Below are 20926 nucleotides of genomic sequence, written 5' to 3' on the forward strand. Positions count from 1 at the left end.
ATTAGCGCCTCAATGGCACGCATTATGGGCCACGCTCGTAGGGCATAGGGAGAAGCCACTGCAAGCAAAGAAAAGCCCTAACCCTCTGATCAAATCCTCGTCGGAACGATACGGAGAGTTGGGGCTTCCTCATACAAAACCGGAAAATTATGGCACAACCCGGAAATTATGGCATAAACCGGAAAAACAGAGCACGTCGTGCGTTGCCGTTAACGGGCTTAATCGTTGGAACGAGCGCTAGCGCACAAGGTGGCAGCGCCTTTCGCGTCAGATGAGGGAACTTCTGTCCCCGCGCTGACCTCTTTCCTCACTCCTTAAGGCCGACTGTCGATGCAAGTAACAGGAGCAGCTGGGGAGGTAGTAGGGGTCAGAGTGTCCACTGAGCGGGGATTAATCGAGCAGGGATTAATCGTGGGTGGCCTCTGGCGAATCGGTTGCAGGTGCATCCTCGGTGGCCATTGGGCTTTCGGGTTCATTTGTGTTGATCTGGGAGATATCTGCTCCGTCCTCATCATCAGCAGGGCGGTACGTGGACAGGTGCGCGATGATCGGATCGAAGTGGGCGTTCACGGCGGCGACACAGGCCTCCTCGTCGCGCGCCTCGAGAGCGTCGACCATCGCTTTGTGAAGCTCCGCGTTAGCAAACTTTTGCTTACGGATGGTGGACTCGAAGGGAACGCGGATGTAGGCGTCGAAAAGCGCAGCGATGAGTGGAGCATACAGTGCGTTGCCCAAGTCCTTGAACAAAGTGACGTGGAATTCCCTGTCCGTGTCCGTGGTGACATAGCCAGCTCGCTGCTCTGCCTCCATACGAGCGATGATGATTCGAAGCTCATCAATATTTTGCTCTTCCGCGTGGCACGCAAGACGCATGAGACTCGTTTCCAAGACTGAGCGAAGCTTCACCACATCCTTGAGCACGGAATAACCGTTCTTTGCATCTCGTTGGGATGCGAAGATGAGCTGGGTCGTCAGGGCCTCTAGAGTGATGTCGTTGACGAAGGTACCGGCACCGCGCTTGATGGTGACGAATCCCAGTGCTTCCATAACCTTGAGGGCTTCGCGTACAGCAGACCGGGAGGCGCCGGTAAGTTCCATGAGTTTTGACTCGGGTGGAATAGGCTTGCCAGTTTTCAGACCTTCGCGCACGATGTAATCGGTAATCGTTGTCCGCACCTGCTGAGTGCGGGAAGGCGTGCTCGTGCGGCGGTTAGCCGCAGACCAATCGGGTGTCGTTGTCATCAGGGAACTCTCCTTGTAGTGGGAGGGCGGGTTTCGAATACGTACACCATGCTTTCGTCAGAGGTCAACAAAGGCACATACGCTATGCCGGAAACGGCAGTAGGAAGTGCCTACGAACCCGTGCCCATACATGATTCAAATATAGGACAGGAAACCCCTATTAGCCAACGAAGCGCTTTCAGCTAGCGGGAGTTTTGCGCCAGCGGGGTACCGTTGGTTTGGATTACCGGGATGCCGTTGGTCTGTGCCAACAGGGTGCCGCTGGTTTGAGACGCCGGAGGCCGTTGGTTTGGATCACCGGAATGTCTTTAGTTACCGGGTGTCGTTGGCTGTGGGTTGTTCTAGCTCACCGGCGTGGCCTAGGGGTGGGTTTCAACCAGCCCCGCGTCCTCCACACTGAGCCCAGCAGCTTGAACCAGAGGAAGACTCCGGAGAGCGGCCTGGCCGGCAGCGCGTACACAGAACTCTCGCCACGCAGGGTCTTCCGCTCGCGCAGCTAGTTCACGCCACATGCGGGTGGACTGGACTCCGTCCAAGACAGCGTATTGCAGTGCGCTCGTGGGATCGGTCGGTGTAACTGTCGGGGTGGCATATCCAGGAGCAGATGCAGTAGAAGCCTGCGGGACGAGAGTCTGCAAGGCGTGCTCAACTAAACCGTGTTCCTTTGATGCCGCCACCATGAGGTTCCCAATTGTAGGATCTGCGTAAGCAGCTGCCGTGGTTAGGCCGTACTGGGATGCCTCCTGCCAACCAAGTGATTCCTCAACAGCTTGCTTATCGGCCTGGCTGAGATTTGCAGAGAAGTCCGCATCACAGCCACGTGCTGTAGGAAGCTGGTTGAGGATATGGGTGACAAGGTCGTTTTCTCCCTCGGCTGTGAGGTCAAGGCTAGGGATCTGGGGAGCAGCCAGGCTGGCTGCGACGTACTGGTCGGCGATGAGTGGCTGACTAGTCTTGTCGGCCTCAGATAGCGAGGCGATCATCGCATCCAGTACAGTCTCTAACGTAGCTGCGCGTTTTCCTGCGACGCGGGGCCCCGAAGAGGATGCCGCACAAGACTCAGGATCGATGGTGTACTCGCTTGAGGCAGCGTCCCCGTCCTTGTCACCGGGGGTGAGAGTTTTTAGTGTGCGTTGGGACTGAGCGTCGATCTGCCCTGAAACAGGATCGATGGAGTAAACACAACTAGGGGGAAGCGAACCGTCCTTCGTCATCCCGCACAGCCGTTCAGCTTCAGCGTGCAACGTCGCAGCTTGGTCTCTCCACACCTGAGCTTGCGCGTCCGATAGCTCCTCTGAACCAGCGATCGCCACTGCATTGTGCTCGAGTCCAACGAGTGTGCGATCGGGCTGCGGGCCCTGGAATGCACTGCAGCCCCCCGTCGCGCCAGCAAGCACGACAGACGCTGTTAAAAGCGACGTTAACTTCCGCGCCCGTTGGAAGAAACGCGGATGAAAAGTCCCCCGCAGTAGAGGATTCTGTGGTGTAGTCGAGTGTTCAGCCGGAGTTGTAAGCACGATGAAAAAGTGTAACCGTTCCGCGTTTTATGCGGTAACCGGTACCATTTAGAACATGGCACTTCCATCAGAAAAGACTTTGCTCGATATTGCAACCGAAACCGGTCGCCCTTGGGGTCTGTTTCCCCTTCGCGTAAAAACAGTTGAAGCAGGCCCACATTCCACCGTTACGGTCATCGTCGATTCCGAGTCGGATCCAGATATTGATGCTGTAGGAGAATTCTCAACGGCCCTGTCACAGGTTTTTGATGAGAAGGAGGCCTCCAAAGAGTTGTCCTTCGGGGCTGGTTACAACCTTGAGGTTTCCACTCCAGGTATCGATGAGCCACTGACCCGGCCGTACCAGTGGGCGCGCAACCGTGGTCGCGCTGTTACAGTTACCCTCAAAGGGCAGGAGCCTGCAACCTACCGCATCGGTGCCCTGAGCCCGGAAGAAGACCGAGTAGTCCTCATTTACTCCGGGGGCACGAAGGGAAACAAGAAAGCCAAGAAGACAATCGTCGCGTTACACGATGTTAAGCGAGCCGTGGTAGAAATTGAGTTTAACGGCGCGCCAAAAAATGAGGCCGCTCTTTCGCAAGAACCATTTGAGGAGTAATACGTGGGAAAAACCAGCCACTGTGTCAGCAGTTGCTGCCCTAGCTGCCCCCGTTTCGACAGTCGATTTTCAATCGGCTGCTGGTACGGGGAAAGTCCTACTGCGATAATGTGTACACGAGCTATCCATTCACGCCATCAACTACACAAGAGGTAAAACAAGTGAATATTGACATGTCCGCGCTCCGCGTACTGGAGAAAGAGAAGGGAATCTCCGTCGAAGACCTTCTCACCACCATCGCCCAGGGGTTGCACAGTGCGTATCTGCAGGCACACCACCTTGAGGACGAGTCCAGCGCGCGCGTCGAGATCGACCCTGACTCGGGAGCAGTCACTGTGTTCGCCATTGAACGTGATGAGGACGGGGAGATTATTTCTGAACAAGATGAAACTCCCGAAGACTTTGGCCGACTTGGCGCGAGTGTGGTTCGAGATGCTGTCTACCGGCGTCTGCGTGAGGTGAAAACCGACCGAGACTTTGACGAATATGCGGGGCTCGAAGGCAAGTGCGTGTCAGGTGTCGTTCAGGCTGATGCCCGCGCGAATGAGCGGGGGATTGCTGTGGTTCGGCTCGGAACGGAGCTTCAGGGGCAGGACGGTATTCTGCTGCCCGGTGAGCAAATTCCCGGAGAAAACCTGAAGCACGGTGACCGTGTGAAGTGCTACATCGTTGGCGTAGGCAAGGGGCGGGGTTCCCTGCAAATTTCCCTTTCTCGCACGCACCCGGAACTGGTTCGTCGGCTCTTCGAACTCGAAGTTCCTGAGGTGGAGTCCGGCGACGTGGAAATCGTGGGCATTGCTCGCGAGGCGGGGCACCGGTCTAAGATTGCCGTCCACGCCACCACGAAGGGCGTCAACGCGAAGGGTGCCTGCATTGGTCCGAAGGGACAGCGCGTGAACAATGTCATGCGAGAGCTCCGCGGTGAGAAGATCGACATCATCGATTACGACGAGAATCCCGCCACCTACGTTGGCAATGCGCTCGCTCCCTCTAAAGTCGTTGGAGTGGAGGTTCTCGATGAGGAGAACCAGATTGCTCGCGTCACCGTGCCGGATTATCAGCTGTCCCTGGCAATCGGCAAAGAGGGGCAGAACGCCCGTCTTGCTGCACGACTGACCGGCTGGAAGATCGACATTCGTTCCGACGAGTCCTAATCCGACGCACCATCTTCCGGACGAGCAGCATCCACCTCGGTGGGATATCAGCAAGCGGCACGTCCACGGCAAGATGCAATGCCTCCAGTGGGGCGGATTCTCCTGATCGCCTGCACGATCGGTCCGAACGCGCAGGGGACTGGGTAGCAGAACATCTGAAAGGACGCCACCTGCGCCGTTATTTTCACAAAATCGGCGCAGGTGGCGTAACATGTCTAAAGGCTCGTTGTTCACACCAGTGACCACGAGTTCTTTTGTGGAAGTAATGCCAGTGGCTAAGAGTGTTCGGAGGTGTTGTGTCGCAGGTGGGAACTGAGAAAGCACGGAAAACAACAAGTGCTGACTGTCCAGTGACCTCTCCACGCAACCGATTCCGAACCTGCATCGCCACTCGTCGGGTTCAACCTGACACCTCACTACTTCGTGTTGTTGCGGATACGGATGCATCTAATCGCGTGATTCCGGACCCGCAGCGAAGGCTTCCAGGGCGAGGCGCATGGCTGACCCCGACAGTGGAGGCCTATGAGATAGCAGAAAAGCGTCAGGCGTTTCGCCGGGCGTTAAGGATGAAGAGGAATCCAGATTCCTCACCGGTGCGTGAGTACATCTCGCGCGCGCAAGCCGCACCTGCGGGGATAAACAACCGAGAATCCTCCGCAGACCGCGGTATGACTACGACAAGGAAAGACCCTAGTAACTGATGAGCACACGATGAAGCATCAGCGATGAAAGTCCAGACCATGTCACGGTAGTCGCACGACTTGGCTTTTCGGGCCACCTCTCACACGGTGGTGCCAATTCTGTGGGCTACTCGTGACCTAACCAGATATACAAGGAGTACAGTGCCCGGAAAGCTACGTGTCCACGAGCTCGCGAAAGAGCTCGGGGTAACAAGCAAGGAATTGCTCGCCACGCTGAAGGAGCAAGGCGAGTTTGTAAAGACGGCATCGTCAACAATCCAGCCACCGGTAATTCGCAAGATGCGCGAGTTTTACGCATCGCATGGCGAAGCTGAAGAGCCGAAGAAGCCCACAAAGGCCACAAAACCGGCTGATGCCGCAAAGAAGACAACTGCCACAAGGCCGTCTACGGCCAAGCCATCGGCGGCGAAGCCTGCCCCGAAGCCGGGTGCAAAGCCGTCTCCGGCTAAGGCGCACCCCTCACCGGCACGTGTCGCCGAGGAAACGGCGGCAGCGCCGAAGCCGAAGAATTCTTCCAGCAAGACTGCTTCTGCAGCAAAGCCTGGCCCGAAGCCGGGAGAAAAGGCTCCGAGCCCAGCCAAGGCTGCGAAGGCGGCACACGGGGAGAAAAAGACCAAGCCTGCACCAAAGCCAGGTGCACCGAAGCCCACCCCTGCAACCGCAGCACACAAGTCTGCGGAAGCACACGCAGGTAATGACAAGTCAACGCCGAAGCCCGGCCCGAAGCCGGGTATGCCACCGCGCCCGCGTGGCGGGGCACCGCGTGTTGCAAACAACCCATTTTCCACGAGCAGCTCATCCAGTCGCCCGCCGCGTCCCGGTGGAAACCGCGGAGGGCGGCCCGGATCTGGCAGTGGTCAGTCTGGTCGTGGCGGGAGCCCCCGCCCCGGTGGAAACCGAGGCGGTCACAGGAGTGCAGCACCCGGCAGGTCAACCGGCGCAAGCCACGGATCGAAGCGTCCGTCGCCGGCACAGATGCCGACACACCCGAGTCCGGGCCAGATGCCGAGCCATTCCGCCACATCCAAGGAAAGCCGTGGAGGCCGTGGCGGTCGCGGCCGTGGCGGACACAACAACGGCGGTTTCGGCGCACCACGTGGTGGTCGCGGCGGACGTCGCGGCGGTACCGCAGGTGCATTCGGACGTCCGGGTGGCGCACCCCGCAAGGGACGCAAGTCGAAGCGTCAGAAGCGCCAAGAATACGAGGCAATGAAGGCACCGAAGGTCGTTGGCGGCGTCAAGCTACCTGACGGCAAGGGCCAGACCATCCGCCTCGCACGCGGTGCATCGCTTGCAGATTTCGCAGACAAGATCAACACCGAGGCCTCGCAGCTTGTTCAGGCTCTGTTCAACCTCGGCGAAATGGTAACCGCAACGGCATCCGTTTCGGACGAGACGCTGCAGCTGCTTGGCGAGGAAATGAACTTCAAGGTTGAGGTTGTGTCCCCCGAGGATGAGGATCGCGAACTCCTGGAGAGCTTCGACCTTCAGTTCGGTGAGGACGAGGGCGACGAGGATGACCTCGAGCGCCGCCCGGCCGTCGTGTCCGTCATGGGCCACGTCGATCACGGTAAAACCCGCCTGCTGGATACGATCCGCCACTCCAACGTGGGCTCCGGCGAGGCCGGTGGCATTACGCAGGGTATCGGCGCGTACCAGGTTGAGGTTGAGGTGGAAGACAAGCCTCGCAAGATCACCTTCCTGGACACCCCAGGCCACGAGGCGTTCACCGCTATGCGTGCACGTGGCGCGAAGTCCACGGATATCGCCGTTCTGGTTGTCGCCGCTGATGACGGCGTTATGCCCCAGACGGTGGAAGCGATTAACCACGCCAAGGCTGCGGACATCCCGATTGTGGTGGCCGTGAACAAGATCGATAAGGAAGGCGCATCCCCGGAGAAGATCCGTGGACAGCTCACCGAATACGGCCTCGTTCCGGAGGAATACGGCGGAGACACGCAGTTTGTCGATATTTCCGCTAAGCAGAACATCAACATCGATGCCTTGCTGGAAGCGATCGTGTTGACCGCAGATCTGCAGCTCGAACTGTTCGCCAACCCGGAGATGGACGCACAGGGTGTTGCCATTGAGGCTCACCTCGACCGTGGTCGTGGCCCTGTTGCCACAATTCTCGTTCAGCGCGGTACCCTCCGTGTGGGCGATTCCATCGTCGTCGGCGATGCACACGGACGCGTCCGTCGCATGCTCGATGAGTACGGCAACGACGTGGAGGAAGCCCTCCCGTCCCGCCCCGTACAGGTCCAGGGCCTCGACAGTGTTCCTGGTGCCGGTGATTCTCTGCTCGTGGTCGAAGATGACCGCGTTGCTCGCCAGATCGCCAACCAGCGCAACGCGCGCAAGCGCAACGCCCTGCAGGCGAAGCGGAAGAAGCGCATCTCGCTCGAGGATCTGGATGCCGTGTTGAAGGAGACACAGCAGCTCAACCTCATCCTCAAGGGCGACAACGCAGGTTCCGTGGAAGCCCTCGAGGATTCGCTCCTCAACATCGAGGTGGACGACGAGGTCGAGCTCAACATCATCGACCGTGGTGTCGGTGCTGTCACCGAGACCAACGTCACCCTGGCCGCTGCGTCTGATGCCATCATCATTGGCTTCAACGTCCGCGCAGAGGGTAAGGCGACGGAGCTCGCACACCAAGAAGGTGTGGATATCCGCTACTACACGGTTATCTACGATGCCATCAACGAGGTGGAGTCCGCTCTCAAGGGCATGCTCAAGCCGATCTATGAGGAGAAGGAAATCGGTACTGCCGAGATCCGCCAGCTCTTCAAGGCATCGGCTGTCGGCCTCATCGCAGGCTGCATGGTGGAAACCGGCAAGGTGCGCAGGAATGCGACCGCCCGCCTCACCCGCGACGGCAACGTCATCGCGGAGAAGGCGACCATCGACTCCCTGCGGCGTGGCAAGGACGATGCGACCGAGGTCGCAGCCGGCTACGAGTGCGGTATGGTTCTCAGCTACCCGGACATCGCTGTCGGCGACCAGATTCAGGTGTACGAGATGGTCGAGGTACCGCGCACCTAGTCGCTTTGCTCCTAGGGGTGGAGCACCGAATGGGCTTCGCTCCTAGGTGTGAAGATTTAGGGGATCTCGCGCTCGTATTTGAAGGCGCGAGTTTCCTTCTGCTGTCGGTGACAGGCATCATTGTGGCGCTCCTACTCATCGTCACCTACAAGTCTCCGATCCTGTGGATCATCCCGCTGCTGGTGATCGGCATTGGTGACCGCCTCGCGGCGACGGTTTTCACCTGGGTGCTCGGCCCCCTCGGCATAGTGTGGGACGAGTCCACCGCCGGAATTTTGAGTGCGCTCGTCTTTGGTGCTGGCACAAACTACGCCCTGCTGCTGATCTCGCGGTACAGGGATGAGCTGCTGCGTCACGAGGATCGCTACGAGGCAATGGCGGCGGCATGATTGCCGACGGTGAAAACTGTTGCTGCCTCGGCACTTACCGTCGTCATCGGTGTTGCCTGTTTGCTCCTTTCCACCGTTGCCTCGGCACGGGGCCTGGGACTCGCCTCTGCGGTGGGGATCATCGTCGCATTCATTTTCGCCATGTTCGTGCTTCCCGGAATCCTTGTCATGTTTGGGCGGTGGGTTTTCTGGCCGAGGCAGCCTGTTGTGGGGGAGACACCCAACCACGGAGTGTGGGAGAAAGTGGGTTCCGTGGTCCGCACGCGGCCGGGAATCACAGCCACCGTGGTCGGCGTGCTTATCGCCATCTGCTGCCTGGGGCTCATTCCGATCCCAACCGGCTTGAACCAGCCTGATCAGTTCATCGATACGTCTGAGTCGATTTCGGCAGCAGAGACGCTTTCGGAAAAGTTCCCTGACCAGTCCGCCACGCCGGAGGTTGTTGCCACAAAGGATCCAGAGATCCTCGAGTCCATTTCCGGAGAGGTGACACCGGCAGGCGAGGTGGATGGCTGGTTCCTTGCCGATGTCACCGGCTCAGACGTGGAGACGTTGCGCACGCAGGTTGCGGGCACCGAGTCTCTTGTTGGAGGCCAGAACGCGCAGCTTATCGACGCAGAAACGTACGCGCAGGCTGACCGTCGGTTGATTTTCCCCGTCATCTTGGCGCTGGTCTTCGTTGCCCTCGCTGTCGCGCTCCGTTTCCTCGTCGCCCCGGCAATCATGGTGGCATCCGTAGTCGCCACAAACGTCGCAGCCCTTGGGCTCGGCTGGTGGATTTCAACGGGCGTTTTCGGCTTTGACAGGTTTGCCTCGGAAACCCCTCTCTATGCGTTCGTGTTCCTCGTCGCCCGTGGCATTGACTACTCCATCTTCCTTGTCACTCGTGCACGTCAGGAAGCTGTGCACGAGGGGACTCGCGACGGAATAATTACAGCGCTGGCCTCTAGGGGTGGGGTGATCACGTCTGCGGGTATCTTTCTGGCGAGCGTGTTTGCGGCGCTCGGTGTTCTCCCGCTCGTCGTATTACCCCAGGTCGGCATCGTGATTTTTGTTGGTGTGTTGGGTGATTCGGACGATCCTCATCCCCGCCCTTGTCATCCTTCTCGGTGACAAGTTCTGGTGGCCAAGTAGGATCGAAGGCGCGGAAAAAGTTTAAGGAGGATTTTATGGCTGACAAGGTACGTGCCGGCAGGATGGCAAAGCGGATCCAAACGATCGTCGCCACCGCACTCGAGCACGAGATTAAGGACTGGCATCTGGAGTACATCACTGTGACCGATTGCTCACTCACTGGTGACTTGCATGATGCCACGGTGTACTACACTGTACGTGGTAAGACACTCGATGAAGAGCCCGATTACGCTGCGGCTGCCGAGTCTCTTAACCGCTGGAAGGGTCGTCTCCGCAAAATTGTCGGTGACCAACTCTCTGTCAGGTTCACCCCGACCCTTTCGTTCGAACTGGACACGGTTCCAGAATCCCGCGCACACATGGAAGATCTCCTGGCCCGCGCCCGCGCGCGCGACGAGGAGGTGCGCAAGCTTGCCGAGGGGAAGACCCCCGCTGGTGAGGAAAATCCGTACAAGTAACCCGTTGTGGTAAGGAGAAAATTATGTACACCGCTTTTGCCGAGCAGTTCGCTCAGGAACTCGATAGGCTTGTCGACGCTTCTTCGGTCGCCGTTGTCGGTCACGTGCGCCCCGATGGCGATGCCATCGGTTCCGTCACCGCTCTTGTCGCAATGCTCCGGCAAAAGGGTGTCAATGCTCACGGCTTCATCGGCCAGGAGGAGCGCTTCTCCGAGGACTTGTACACCATCCCCGGTGCCGAGGACGTGCGCACCGTGACGAGCTTCCCACAGGACGTCGCCGCGTGCATCACCGTGGATTGCTCCTCCCTCGACCGCACGGGTGCGCTGCAGGAAGAGATCGCGGCACTGGATAAGACCGTGGTGATCGATCACCACGCCTCTAACACCGAGTTTGGGTACAAGAACTTCGTCATCCCGGAGGCCGAGGCCACCGCGGTCATGTTGTACTACTTCATCGCCCCCCTTGGAGTGGAACTCACCAAGGACATCGCCCATAGCCTGTACGCCGGCGTGCTTACGGATACCGGCAGCTTCCGGTGGGGCGGCCCGCAGATGCACGCCGTGGCTGCTGAACTTGTGAAGACGGGGATCGATCAGCAGGCCATTGCCTACGAGCTTGTCGACCGCATCACCACCCAGGACCTCCGCTTTAACGGGGAGATCCTGTCCAAGCTGCAGGTGTTCGATGCCGGTGGGATTAGGATCGCGTCGCTTACGGCTACCCACGAGATGATCGAGGGCCGACCGAAGTCCACCATTGAGTCTCTCATCAATTTCGTCCGCGCCACCGACGATACGGATATGGGTTGCGTGTTCAAGGAGCAGCACCCGGGGGAGTGGACGGTGAGCCTGCGCTCGCGCACCCTCGACGTGGCCGAGTACGCCCAGGCTCTTGGCGGTGGTGGCCACAAGCCCGCCGCCGGCTACTCCGATACCGGCACCGCCGACGATCTCGCCCGCCACCTTGTTCAGGTGGTCGAGGAAATTGGCAAGAACGTGCAGTAGCTCACGGACAGAAGGCTAGTGATACCTAAGGCTAACCATTAAACAGGTCTGAATACGGCATGATGAGGTCCATGGCAGAGCTCATATTCTCGTATTTGCTTCTATCAAGCTCCGGACTTCCCAGCCCTACAGATTATTAACCCATGTCCAGCACACGAGGGTCCCCGACCGAAGTGTTATAAATTAATGTGCTATATTTTACATGCAGTTAGCGTATTTCTGACAGCTTTATCGACAGGGTAACTATGTCTAAAACAGTAATCTGGCTGGCTGCAACGATCTCGAGTTTAGTTCTCGTCGCCTCTTTTGGATCGCCAGCTTATGCTCAATCTTCCTCGCATTTAGGGAGTTCATCTTTGAATAGCGGTGCCACGGAGCACAAAATCTCAGTCGATGAACTATCGGTCCACGAAAGTGATATTAGTTATCCGGCCGCAGGCATCAGTGGCCCCTTTGCAGAGTGGGGCTTTCCCACACCGCCTGGTGCCGAATCCTACCAGGTTAATCAGGTATCTGAGGATAATCTCGCCCCACAAGGCCTGGAGGAGTGGCATCCCACGGACGATCCGAAAGAGACGATAGCTGAAGGGCAGATGCGCTCTGACCACGAGACGGTTCCGGAGGATTTCACCAAGGCCGACGCCGACAAGGCAGAAACGACTGAGGCCTATCTGCAATCGGACGCTGTTTCTAGCCTGCGAACTGCGACAGGCTGCAGTGTTTATTGGCCATCCTGGTTTGAGGTCTGTGGGGCTATAAAAACCAAGTACGACCAGATCGGAGGGCCGACAAGTTTCCTTAACTTGCCTAAGTCTAACGAGCTGACCAACCCGGATGGCGTAGGAAAGCGTTCGGAATTTGTTAACGGATTCATCTACTGGCACCCCGACACCGGGGCGCAAAGTGTCAGCATTCCCGTCTCTAAAGTATGGCAGCGCCATGGCTGGGAACAGGGCTTTCTTGGCTACCCTATCACTAGCGACATGACTCTAGGGGACCAGTGGTTTAAACAGGACTTCCAGGGCGGACACGTCTATACCCACAATGCGGTGCCTGTATCGCAGGCTAGCATCCAGGGTGCGATCTACGATAAGTGGCAATCCATGGGAGCTCAAAAAAGCGAACTTGGGTATCCAATCAGTGATGAATTGACTACTCCGGATGGAGTTGGGCGCTATAACGTCTTTCAGGGGGGAATGATCTACTGGACACCTACGGCGGGAGCGCATGCAGTTAGAGGTGGGATACTGGCTTCTTGGTCCGCCCAAGGCTACGAAGCTAGTGGTTATGGGTACCCTGTCGGTGATATGTTCATCAACGATCAGGGAGCTCAGCAGCAACAATTCGAGGGCGGGGTGCTTTATGCGGACCCCAATGTCTTCTGGCAACCGTTCTCATGCTTCCATGCTGTTACTCGAATTGCAGCACAATACGCAATTCTGGATGGAGTGCAGTACATGTGCTCAAATCGTGGGATTTCATTTAGTGTGAATGGCACCGACTATTTTGGAATGCCGACAGTAGAAGACGTAGCTAAGAGCTTGTCGGCCGCTAATTCGCGAGCTGCACGAGGGGCGGCGGGGCCCGTCGGAGTCGAATGTGATGTGTATGATTCTGGTCTGATTGGTGGGCCATATCGCTACTCAGATTATAGAGTTAGTAAAACGATCGAGTTTTGTATTGGGGAAACCAAACCAGTATCACTGGTTTCTCCTGTAGAACCGAAATGGTCGCGAGATTTCGCGTGGAAGGTTACCGATAAGTTGACTCAACGAAGGCATGGAGAAGTGTCAACGAATGTCATTACCTTGGCTTTACCAAGCTTCGTATTCCATGTTGATACCCGACTTAGGCAAGATCGTCGTGCTCGCCCAGACTCGACAAATGCCAAGACAACCAGTACGGTTACCCAGCCTGGTCCAAATAATGCAAGCCATAGTCCGTACGACATTCCCCAAAAACCTGGTACGTATTTTACGGAGGTAGATGGCATTAGCCTTAAAGTCTCCGAATGGGGTTACGAAGCTAGTTTTGGCGGGTATAGGTTTGCGATTGGTCGATTCGAATGCCCCCAGTACACTTTCTATGGGAACCTCTGTGTTTTTACCAATCCTGTTGACGATCACACCTAGGCTTGGTTAGAAAAGAGACCGAAAATGGATAGTCCGTTGTGGAATGACTTCTGTGAAAATCAGGAGCTCACTCAGTTTGAAGAGGTAACAGACCTGTGCTCCTCTGGAGTGCTGAACAGCCTCATGACGCACAACACGTCGACGGAGATCATTTTCGATTGCATGAACTATCCTGACGGCACTACGGACGAACAAGGACCGTTCACTAACTACACGACCTACCGTGTACATTCCTATCCCGCCCAGTCCGAGCACATCTACTTCCGCGACGGCGAAGAGATCGACCACATCGGACCGGAGGTTCGCAACAATCAACTTATTCACCGTGCCCAACTCACGTCCGGCTGCGGGTGGCCAACTGTGTTATTGTACTTCCAAGGATACCCAGAGTTCTGGGGTGAGCGCCATCAGGTCCCACCATACGCACACTACCCACGCTCGTTTACGCGTGCAGGAAAACCGCTAGAGCGAGGCCGTTACATCAGAGTTGTAAGTTATTCTGAAGAGGAGATGCTTAAATATTGCATGTGGAAAGAAGCTGTTATTGACACGGAATTTTCGATGGCGGTGCTCCTCGCCCGCCACTACGGTTCTGACATCGATGGCGTGTGGACCATGCTTCACATCGACGAGCGACATGACCTCCGAAAGCCAGAACATAAAATAGCAAACTACCGCTGGTCCTTCTAACATTGAGGAATGTGACGGAGTCCCGGGAAAGGTCGACTCATTCTCGTCGTTGTTTGGTAGTTTTGGTTTTAGAGTCTGCCACAGTAGTAATTGGTCGTCACCTATGTCGACGAGAGCACGTACAACCATGTACTGCTCGGTAGCCAGGTATGGGGTTGCCCGCAAATGGTGGGCACGTAGTGGAGCTACCTTATAGTTAGGCAGCTGTTTCTTCATAGTTGGTGGTCTGGGTGATGCGGTGCTCGAAGTCGACGGGGCTGAGCATCCCGAGTGCGCAATGCCGCCGGCGACGGTTGTAGACCACTTCAATCCAGCGCGCGACACCCGCGCGTGCGGCATCACGGGTCTACCAGCTAGCCATTTTCATGTGAACAGAACTAAACGGTAGAGGTCTGTCAGCCCGCTGTGGTTTTTCGCGTCGTGACATCGATTACGTACACTGCAATAGTTGATATTTTCCCGTTGTGATGGAGCGTTTTTCTGTGGCGAATGCGAAGCAGGTAGAGGGAGACCTTTCCAAGGTGACCTTTGGCACGATCCTCAAGCTGGCATTGCCGGCGCTGGGGGTGTTGGCGGCGTCGCCACTGTATTTGTTGTTGGATACTGCGGTGGTGGGCAGGCTCGGTGCCGTTGACTTGGCAGCGCTCGGCGCGGCGACGACGATCCAATCGCAGCTGACCACCAACCTCACCTTCTTGAGCTACGGCACGACGGCGCGAGCATCCCGCAAGTTTGGTGCCGGGGATGAAAAGGGCGCAATAGCTGAGGGGGTGCAGGCCACGTGGGTGGCGCTTTTCGTGGGAATCGCCATCTGTTTGTTCGTGTGGATCACTGCGCCATGGCTTGCTCTGTGGCTTTCCAATGACCCTGGTGTTGCGAGCGAGGCAACTATCTGGCTTAGGGTAGCAAGTCTCGGCATCCCCATGATTCTCATGACCATGGCTGGAAATGGCTGGCTTAGAGGCATCCAGAACACTCGCACCCCGTTCTACTTCACGCTCATGGGAGTTATCCCATCGGCGATATCCGTGCCGTTCTTAGTAGACCGGATGGGCATTGTCGGTTCCGCATGGTCGAACCTCGCCGGGCAGACGATCACCAGCGTCTTTTTCGTTGGCTATCTCCTCTATAGCCACAAGGGGTCGTGGAAGCCACAACCCAGCGTGATGAAGGAGCAGCTGGTGCTCGGCCGCGACCTTATCGCCAGGTCGCTGGCATTCCAGATTGCTTTTATTTCGGCGGCGGCGGTGGCCGCCCGTTTTGGGACGGCGTCGCTCGCCGCGCACCAGGTGCTCATCCAGCTGTGGAACTTCCTTGGTCTGGTTTTGGATTCGCTTGCCATTGCTGCTCAGACTCTTGTGGGAGCAGCGCTTGGAACCAAAAACATCAGCTACGCACGATCGGTGGGAGAAAAGGTGGCCCGGTACTCCGGGCTCTTCGGCGTGGGGCTTGCAGCGATTATTGCTTCGGGGTACTCCCTCATCCCGCGCATCTTTACGCCTGCCACGGAGGTTCACCATGAAATGCATGCGGTGTGGCTGATCTTCGTGGTGATGATACTGTGCGCAGGACTGGTTTTCGGTCTTGATGGGGTGCTTCTCGGTGCTGCCGACGCCGGGTATCTGCGAAACCTCAATATCGCCGGGGTGGCGGTGGGATTTCTCCCCGGGTTGGTTCTGGCCTATTACCTCAACGGTGGACTACCCGCTGTATGGCTTGGCCTGGGAATGTTCATCCTCATTAGGATGGTTGGCGTCATCTGGCGGTTCCGGTCCATGAGGTGGGCCAAATAAAGACGTACGATAGGGTAAATAACTTTCAATGTAGTTAGAGAGGTCGGCCTTCATGACGTCGTCGCGGAGAGTTAAAAAGACACTGTGGGCAGTGTCCGACCTTCACGCTGCGGTGAAGGCGAACCGCGACCCCATCGAGATGATCAGCGCGGACAATCCCGCCGATTGGCTCATCGTTGCAGGTGATGTTGCGGAGCGTACGGGGCTCATTATTGATGTATTACGCACACTGCGTGCCAAGTTTGAGACCGTTATCTGGGTGCCAGGAAATCACGAGTTGTACTGCCGCAGCAAGGACCCCTTCACCGGCCGTCAAAAGTACGAGGAATTGGTTCAAGGATGCCGGGATATCGATGTCCTCACCCCGGAAGACCCGTACCCGGTTTTCGGCGGGCACACAATTGTGCCGCTATTTACCCTTTATGATTACACTTTCCGGTTTCCCGGGATGACTGTGGAACAGGCTATTCAGTCAGCACACGATAGGGAACTGGTGATGACCGACGAGTTTGCCATCGCCCCGTTTGTGGATATTCGAGGATGGTGCTGGGATCGGTTGGCGTATTCGATCAAACGGTTGTCCAAGGTGGAGGGCAAGACGATCCTTATCAATCACTGGCCCCTCACTATTGAACCGTGCGAGCGATTGAAGTATAGAGAACTGCAGTTGTGGTGTGGGACGCGCCATACCCGGACGTGGCCCGCCCGGTACCAAGCCTCCGCGTGCATCTACGGACACTTGCATATTCCGAGTACGACCGTGGTGGACGGCATTCCGCACATTGAGGTGTCCCTCGGCTACCCTCGTGAATGGTCACAACAAAAAGACCGAGGAATTCGCCCCTGGCCATACCCGGTGCTGGAGGTGGACGGAGATGCTTGATCCGCTGTTGTTCCCGCCGTCGGCCCATTACGCCTACATGTTCACGGATCCTCAGGAGCAGGATCTCACCAACTACAACCGCCTTCACCCGCTTGAGCGAGCGCTCGTATCACACGCGGTGAATTCCAGGAAGGCCGAATTCGGTGATGCGCGGTGGTGCGCGCACAGGGCGTTGAAAGAGATGAATCGCGATACGGGCCAGCCTATTCTCCGCGGAGACAGGGGAATGCCACTGTGGGCGTCCTCGGTGTCGGGTTCGCTCACGCACACCGTGGGACTGCGGGCGGCGGTGGTTGCTCCCCGCCTCCTCGTTCGCTCGATGGGGCTTGATGCGGAGCCCGCCGAGCCACTGCCTCCCAAAATAGTGGAATCCATTGCGTTTGGACCTGAGCTGAAATGCATAGAGGAGCTCAAAAGCACGGTTCCGTTTGCGGATCGGCTCATGTTCTGCGCCAAAGAAGCCACGTACAAGGCGTGGTTTCCGCTCACCCATCGCTGGTTGGGTTTTGATGAGGCGAGCGTGCTCCTCCGCGCCGATGGGACGTTTACCTCGGTTCTTTTGGCACGCCCCACCCCCTTACCCGCAATCGAGGGCCGGTGGGTGTGTCGTCACGGATACATCATCGCCTCCACTGCGGTGGAATAGCTGCAGCTGAGGTTACAGCTACAGTCCGAGCGTCGACGGGCGTGCCACAAAGACAGTGGAAAGGCGCTTGCCCTGCTCCTTGATAAGCGCGATGGAGCGGCCATCGGGCGCGACCGCTGAGTGGACGCCTTGTAAACCTCGGGGCGAAAGCCATTTTCCCTCGCTGAGCGCCTGCGCCTCGTCGTCGGTTACGTGGAGAGTGGGGTAGCAGGCCTGGAGGGCCTCGTCGAGGGTCAGGCTTAGCTCCGGATGATCCTCAAAGTGGGCGAGGGGGTGGGACCGGGAGATGTCGAAGGGGCCGACGTTTAAACGTCGTAAAGCAATTAGGTGCGCTCCCACCCCGAGACCGTGACCCAGATCGCGGGCTAGTGCGCGGATGTACGTACCGGAAGAACAGTGGACGCGCACCCGCAGATCGGTGCCCTCGCGGCCAGTCACCTCAAACGAGTGAATCGTCACCGGGCGGGGCGGGATCTCCACCTTCTCGCCCTCGCGCACGAGCTGGTGGGCACGCTTGCCGTTAATTTTGATGGCGCTGACCGAACTGGGGCGCTGCATGATGTCGCCTGTGAGCTTTTCCACCTCGCGAGCGATATCGGCATCGGTGACGTGAGAAGCATCCACCTCGCGGGTGATCTCACCGTCGGCATCCTCTGTGGTAGTCTCCTGACCCAGTCGAATCGTCGCCTCGTACGTCTTGGTCTCCGCCACCAGGTGCGCGAGGAACTTCGTGCCGCGCTCCACACCGACTACAAGCAGGCCAGTGGCCATCGGGTCGAGCGTGCCTGCGTGTCCCACCTTTTTCGTGCCAAAGTATCGGCGAATCGCCCCAACCACGCTGTGTGAGGTCATCCCCCTGGGCTTATCCACCAACACAAGCCCGCCTAATCTCTTCTCATCGGTCATACCCCCAAAATATACGGAACAAGATAACGCAGTACTGTCTAAGGGGTGAATATCTGGCCAGGATTAGACGAGTTCCCCCACGACATCGGGAAAACAGTAGTCACCATCGGAGTGTTCGACGGCGTCCACAGGGGGCACCAAAAGCTCATCTGTCGTGCCGTGGAGAAAGCACACGAACTTGGGCTGCCGTGCGTCATGATCACCTTTGATCCGCACCCGCTCGCCGTCATCCGCCCCCAGGCCATGCCGCCGATCCTCGGCACCGTGGAGCAGCGGGCGCGCCGGGCAGACGAACTGGGCGTGGACCACATCGTCGCCCTGCAGTTCGACCGGGCGCTGTCCCGCCTCGAGCCGGAGGACTTTTTCGAACACGTGCTGCAGGACAAGATTCATGCCGCCGCTGTTCTCGTGGGAGAGAACTTCACCTTCGGCCATAAGGCTGCTGGCACTACGGAGACCCTGCAAAAACTGGGGGAGAAGTACGGCGTGGAAGTGGACGTGGTGGAGCTCCTCAAAGACCACGGGGAACGGATTTGCTCCACGATGATCCGCAAGGCACTGCTTTTGGGTGACATCAGAAAGGTAAACTGGGCGCTTGGCCGTCCGTTCACCGTCCGCTCGCTTGTTGTCCGTGGCGCCGGCCGCGGCGGGGCGGAACTCGGCTACCCCACGGCAAACATGTACTTCGGCCCCGACGTAGCCATCCCCGCCGACGGCGTGTACGCAGGCTTCTTCACCGTGCTCGACGAGGCCCCTTCCACAGCTCCCATCGAGGGCACGATGAAGCTGGGGGTGCGGTACATGACGGCCGTGTCCGTGGGCAGCAACCCTACCTTCGGCGACGAGAGGCGCTCCGTGGAATCCTTCGTGTTGGACGAGCACGCCGACCTCTACGGCCGGTACTGTCGCGTGGAGTTCATCGACTTCATCCGCGGGATGGAGAAATTCTCCAGCGTAGACGAGCTGCTCACGCACATGGACCGCGACGTGGCCAAGGCACGCGAGATTCTCGCGGACGCGGACACACCGGTGGAGCACCTGAAAGAGATCAACTAGTGAAACTCATCTGCGACCTCGACACCGGCATCGACGATGCCCTCGCCATCGCGTACGCGCTCGGCTCGCCCGACGCCGAGCTCATCGGCGTCACAGGCACGTACGGCAACGTGACGGTGGAGCAGGGCGTGGCCAATTCCCGCCGGCTGCTGGGGATCCTCGGCGCGCCGGGAATCCCGGTGTTCCCGGGTATTGGTCATCCGTGGGGTAAGCGAGAGTTTGTACGCACGGATGCCTCCAGGTTCATCCACGGCGACAACGGAGTGGGCGGGGTGGATATTGGTGCAGCAGTGCCGGAGGAACCCGCGGACGGGGAGAAGGCGATCGCGTTCATCGCGGACCAGGTGCGTCGGTGCGGGCAGGAGCTCACCATCGTCCCCACCGGTGCTCTCACCACCATCGCGGAGGCGATGAAACGCCACCCACAGGTCGCCCGCGCCCGCATTGTGCTCATGGGCGGGGCGCTTACCGTCCCCGGCAATGTGAGCGCGGTGGCCGAGGCGAACATTTCCCAGGATCCGGATGCCGCCGATTACGTTTTCCGCCACGGAGAGAACGTGACGATGGTGGGGCTCGATGTCACGTTGCAGACTCTCCTTACCGGCGCGCAAACGCGCCGGTGGCGCGACCTCGGTATGGTTGCGGCAGCAACGTACGCGGACATGGTGGACTACTACATCGGCGCCTACGCCACCACGTCCCCGGATTTGGGCGGCTGCGGGCTGCACGACCCGCTGGCCGTGGCAGTGGCGCTCGACCCCACGCTGGTGACATCACTTAATACCAACCTCAAGGTGGATCTCGGCGGGCGTACCATCGGTGACGAGGCGCGGCTTTCCGATCCGGTGAAGAACACCCACGTCGCGGTGAGTGTGGACGCGGACCGCTTCGTGGGGGAGCTCATGGCGCGCACGCTGCGCCTGTTCGGCGAAAAATAACCGAAGAACAGAGCTGATTTGCCTTGCGCGTTGCTTAACGACTACCATGTCGAAGGTTCGTGTTTGTCTGCGGTCCGCAGCAGATGAGCACACGGAAACGTGAACTATCATGCGGAACTGAAATATTAGGGAGTTTAACCCATGGCACTGTCTTCAGAAGAGAAGAAGGAAATCCTCAAGGAATTCGGTCTGCACGAGACCGACACCGGTTCGCCCGAGGCTCAGGTTGCGCTGCTGACGCGTCGCATCACCCAGCTGACCGAGCACCTGCGCACCCACCGTCACGATCACCACTCGCGTCGTGGCCTCATGCTCCTCGTTGGTCGCCGCAAGGGCCTGCTCAAGTACCTGGCTTCCCGCGACATCGACCGTTACCGTGACCTCATCGCACGTCTCGGCCTCCGCCGCTAAGAGCTTCAAAGAACAATGCGCTAGGTTTTCCTAGCGCATTTTTTTGTGTGAGTAAGCAACATAGATTGCGGACGCAACCGTGGCGAGTACTGTCTGACTTACCCAGCAACATGTCGATCTGCGCCGTTGCTAGTATCTTCCGATCCCTCTGCTCGTGCACTTTGGTGTCCGTGGGCATAAAGTTTGTTGAGTCCATCGGCGTAAAACCTGCGGCGTACAAGGTCAG

At 58.1% G+C, this 20926-nt stretch carries 18 protein-coding genes and 1 pseudogene; 16 read left to right on the forward strand and 3 right to left on the reverse strand.

Annotated elements, in window-relative coordinates; genetic code table 11:
* Nucleotides 1–405: 405 nt before the first annotated feature.
* Nucleotides 406–1242, reverse strand: a complete 837-nt coding sequence (locus tag HMPREF3044_RS02875) for a FadR/GntR family transcriptional regulator (RefSeq protein ID WP_070739186.1) — start codon at nucleotides 1240–1242, stop codon at nucleotides 406–408.
* Between the two features lie 359 nt (nucleotides 1243–1601).
* A complete protein-coding gene (locus HMPREF3044_RS02880; RefSeq protein ID WP_070739188.1) occupies nucleotides 1602–2639 on the reverse strand; it encodes a DUF4439 domain-containing protein in 1038 nt (345 codons plus the stop codon).
* 175 nt (nucleotides 2640–2814) lie between these two features.
* Between HMPREF3044_RS02880 and HMPREF3044_RS02885 the strand changes: the two genes are divergently transcribed.
* The 13 genes and pseudogenes from HMPREF3044_RS02885 (at nucleotide 2815) to HMPREF3044_RS02940 (ending at nucleotide 17389) form a co-directional block, all read left to right on the forward strand.
* Nucleotides 2815–3357: an LSm family protein gene (locus tag HMPREF3044_RS02885; RefSeq protein WP_070739190.1), complete on the forward strand. Its 543-nt coding sequence runs from the start codon at nucleotides 2815–2817 to the stop codon at nucleotides 3355–3357.
* Between the two features lie 161 nt (nucleotides 3358–3518).
* On the forward strand, nucleotides 3519–4511 hold the full coding sequence (gene nusA, locus HMPREF3044_RS02890; RefSeq protein ID WP_196793926.1) for a transcription termination factor NusA: 993 nt from the start codon (nucleotides 3519–3521) through the stop codon (nucleotides 4509–4511).
* A gap of 350 nt (nucleotides 4512–4861) precedes the next feature.
* Nucleotides 4862–5212: a YlxR family protein gene (locus HMPREF3044_RS12510; RefSeq protein WP_081446510.1), complete on the forward strand. Its 351-nt coding sequence runs from the start codon at nucleotides 4862–4864 to the stop codon at nucleotides 5210–5212.
* A 141-nt stretch (nucleotides 5213–5353) separates the two neighbouring features.
* A complete protein-coding gene (gene infB, locus HMPREF3044_RS02895) occupies nucleotides 5354–8257 on the forward strand; it encodes a translation initiation factor IF-2 (protein ID WP_070739192.1) in 2904 nt (967 codons plus the stop codon).
* A 29-nt stretch (nucleotides 8258–8286) separates the two neighbouring features.
* Nucleotides 8287–8859 (forward strand): annotated as a pseudogene (locus HMPREF3044_RS13320) (MMPL family transporter); the annotation flags it as partial.
* A gap of 330 nt (nucleotides 8860–9189) precedes the next feature.
* Entirely contained in the window at nucleotides 9190–9759 is a 570-nt protein-coding gene (locus HMPREF3044_RS13325; protein ID WP_246820860.1) for an MMPL family transporter, read from the forward strand.
* A 56-nt stretch (nucleotides 9760–9815) separates the two neighbouring features.
* On the forward strand, nucleotides 9816–10238 hold the full coding sequence (rbfA, locus tag HMPREF3044_RS02910) for a 30S ribosome-binding factor RbfA (protein WP_034989479.1): 423 nt from the start codon (nucleotides 9816–9818) through the stop codon (nucleotides 10236–10238).
* 23 nt (nucleotides 10239–10261) lie between these two features.
* Nucleotides 10262–11245 carry a DHH family phosphoesterase gene (locus HMPREF3044_RS02915; protein ID WP_070739197.1) on the forward strand — a complete coding sequence of 328 codons (984 nt, stop codon included), beginning with the start codon at nucleotides 10262–10264 and terminating at the stop codon, nucleotides 11243–11245.
* Nucleotides 11246–11490: 245 nt separating this feature from the next.
* Complete coding sequence (locus tag HMPREF3044_RS02920) at nucleotides 11491–13377, forward strand: LGFP repeat-containing protein (RefSeq protein ID WP_246820856.1); 1887 nt, start codon at nucleotides 11491–11493, stop codon at nucleotides 13375–13377.
* 24 nt (nucleotides 13378–13401) lie between these two features.
* Nucleotides 13402–14067, forward strand: coding sequence for a hypothetical protein (locus HMPREF3044_RS02925; RefSeq protein ID WP_005389662.1), 666 nt, complete (start codon nucleotides 13402–13404; stop codon nucleotides 14065–14067).
* 467 nt (nucleotides 14068–14534) lie between these two features.
* A complete protein-coding gene (locus HMPREF3044_RS02930; protein WP_070739202.1) occupies nucleotides 14535–15860 on the forward strand; it encodes an MATE family efflux transporter in 1326 nt (441 codons plus the stop codon).
* A 52-nt stretch (nucleotides 15861–15912) separates the two neighbouring features.
* On the forward strand, nucleotides 15913–16743 hold the full coding sequence (locus HMPREF3044_RS02935) for a metallophosphoesterase family protein (protein WP_005395697.1): 831 nt from the start codon (nucleotides 15913–15915) through the stop codon (nucleotides 16741–16743).
* Nucleotides 16736–17389, forward strand: coding sequence for a 4'-phosphopantetheinyl transferase family protein (locus HMPREF3044_RS02940; RefSeq protein WP_005389665.1), 654 nt, complete (start codon nucleotides 16736–16738; stop codon nucleotides 17387–17389). Before HMPREF3044_RS02935 ends, HMPREF3044_RS02940 begins: the two co-directional genes overlap by 8 nt.
* Nucleotides 17390–17407: 18 nt before the next feature.
* Here HMPREF3044_RS02940 and truB read toward each other — a convergent pair whose 3' ends face one another.
* The gene (truB, locus tag HMPREF3044_RS02945) at nucleotides 17408–18295 is read right to left on the reverse strand and encodes a tRNA pseudouridine(55) synthase TruB (protein WP_005389666.1); all 888 of its coding nucleotides are present in this window, start codon (nucleotides 18293–18295) and stop codon (nucleotides 17408–17410) included.
* 45 nt (nucleotides 18296–18340) lie between these two features.
* Here truB and HMPREF3044_RS02950 point away from each other — a divergent pair, with 45 nt between their 5' ends.
* The 3 genes from HMPREF3044_RS02950 to rpsO all read left to right on the forward strand — a co-directional run bounded on the left by HMPREF3044_RS02950 (nucleotide 18341) and on the right by rpsO (nucleotide 20700).
* Complete coding sequence (locus HMPREF3044_RS02950; RefSeq protein ID WP_070739204.1) at nucleotides 18341–19351, forward strand: bifunctional riboflavin kinase/FAD synthetase; 1011 nt, start codon at nucleotides 18341–18343, stop codon at nucleotides 19349–19351.
* On the forward strand, nucleotides 19351–20289 hold the full coding sequence (locus HMPREF3044_RS02955; RefSeq protein WP_070739206.1) for a nucleoside hydrolase: 939 nt from the start codon (nucleotides 19351–19353) through the stop codon (nucleotides 20287–20289). The genes HMPREF3044_RS02950 and HMPREF3044_RS02955 overlap by 1 nt, the downstream gene beginning before the upstream one ends.
* 141 nt (nucleotides 20290–20430) lie before the next feature.
* Entirely contained in the window at nucleotides 20431–20700 is a 270-nt protein-coding gene (gene rpsO / locus HMPREF3044_RS02960) for a 30S ribosomal protein S15 (RefSeq protein ID WP_005389675.1), read from the forward strand.
* Nucleotides 20701–20926 lie beyond the last annotated feature (226 nt).

This window comes from Corynebacterium sp. HMSC073D01 (assembly GCF_001815555.1).
GTDB classification, from domain to species: domain Bacteria; phylum Actinomycetota; class Actinomycetes; order Mycobacteriales; family Mycobacteriaceae; genus Corynebacterium; species Corynebacterium glucuronolyticum.

What these genes read in the sequence shown, in the direction of transcription:
- HMPREF3044_RS02875 (WP_070739186.1), bottom strand. Translation starts at nt 1,242, where the DNA reads ATGACAACGACACCCGATTGGTCTGCGGCTAACCGCCGCACGAGCACG.
- HMPREF3044_RS02885 (WP_070739190.1), top strand. Translation starts at nt 2,815, where the DNA reads ATGGCACTTCCATCAGAAAAGACTTTGCTCGATATTGCAACCGAAACC.
- rbfA (WP_034989479.1), top strand. Translation starts at nt 9,816, where the DNA reads ATGGCTGACAAGGTACGTGCCGGCAGGATGGCAAAGCGGATCCAAACG.
- HMPREF3044_RS02915 (WP_070739197.1), top strand. Translation starts at nt 10,262, where the DNA reads ATGTACACCGCTTTTGCCGAGCAGTTCGCTCAGGAACTCGATAGGCTT.
- HMPREF3044_RS02920 (WP_246820856.1), top strand. Translation starts at nt 11,491, where the DNA reads ATGTCTAAAACAGTAATCTGGCTGGCTGCAACGATCTCGAGTTTAGTT.
- HMPREF3044_RS02925 (WP_005389662.1), top strand. Translation starts at nt 13,402, where the DNA reads ATGGATAGTCCGTTGTGGAATGACTTCTGTGAAAATCAGGAGCTCACT.
- HMPREF3044_RS02930 (WP_070739202.1), top strand. Translation starts at nt 14,535, where the DNA reads ATGGAGCGTTTTTCTGTGGCGAATGCGAAGCAGGTAGAGGGAGACCTT.
- HMPREF3044_RS02935 (WP_005395697.1), top strand. Translation starts at nt 15,913, where the DNA reads ATGACGTCGTCGCGGAGAGTTAAAAAGACACTGTGGGCAGTGTCCGAC.
- HMPREF3044_RS02940 (WP_005389665.1), top strand. Translation starts at nt 16,736, where the DNA reads ATGCTTGATCCGCTGTTGTTCCCGCCGTCGGCCCATTACGCCTACATG.
- truB (WP_005389666.1), bottom strand. Translation starts at nt 18,295, where the DNA reads ATGACCGATGAGAAGAGATTAGGCGGGCTTGTGTTGGTGGATAAGCCC.
- rpsO (WP_005389675.1), top strand. Translation starts at nt 20,431, where the DNA reads ATGGCACTGTCTTCAGAAGAGAAGAAGGAAATCCTCAAGGAATTCGGT.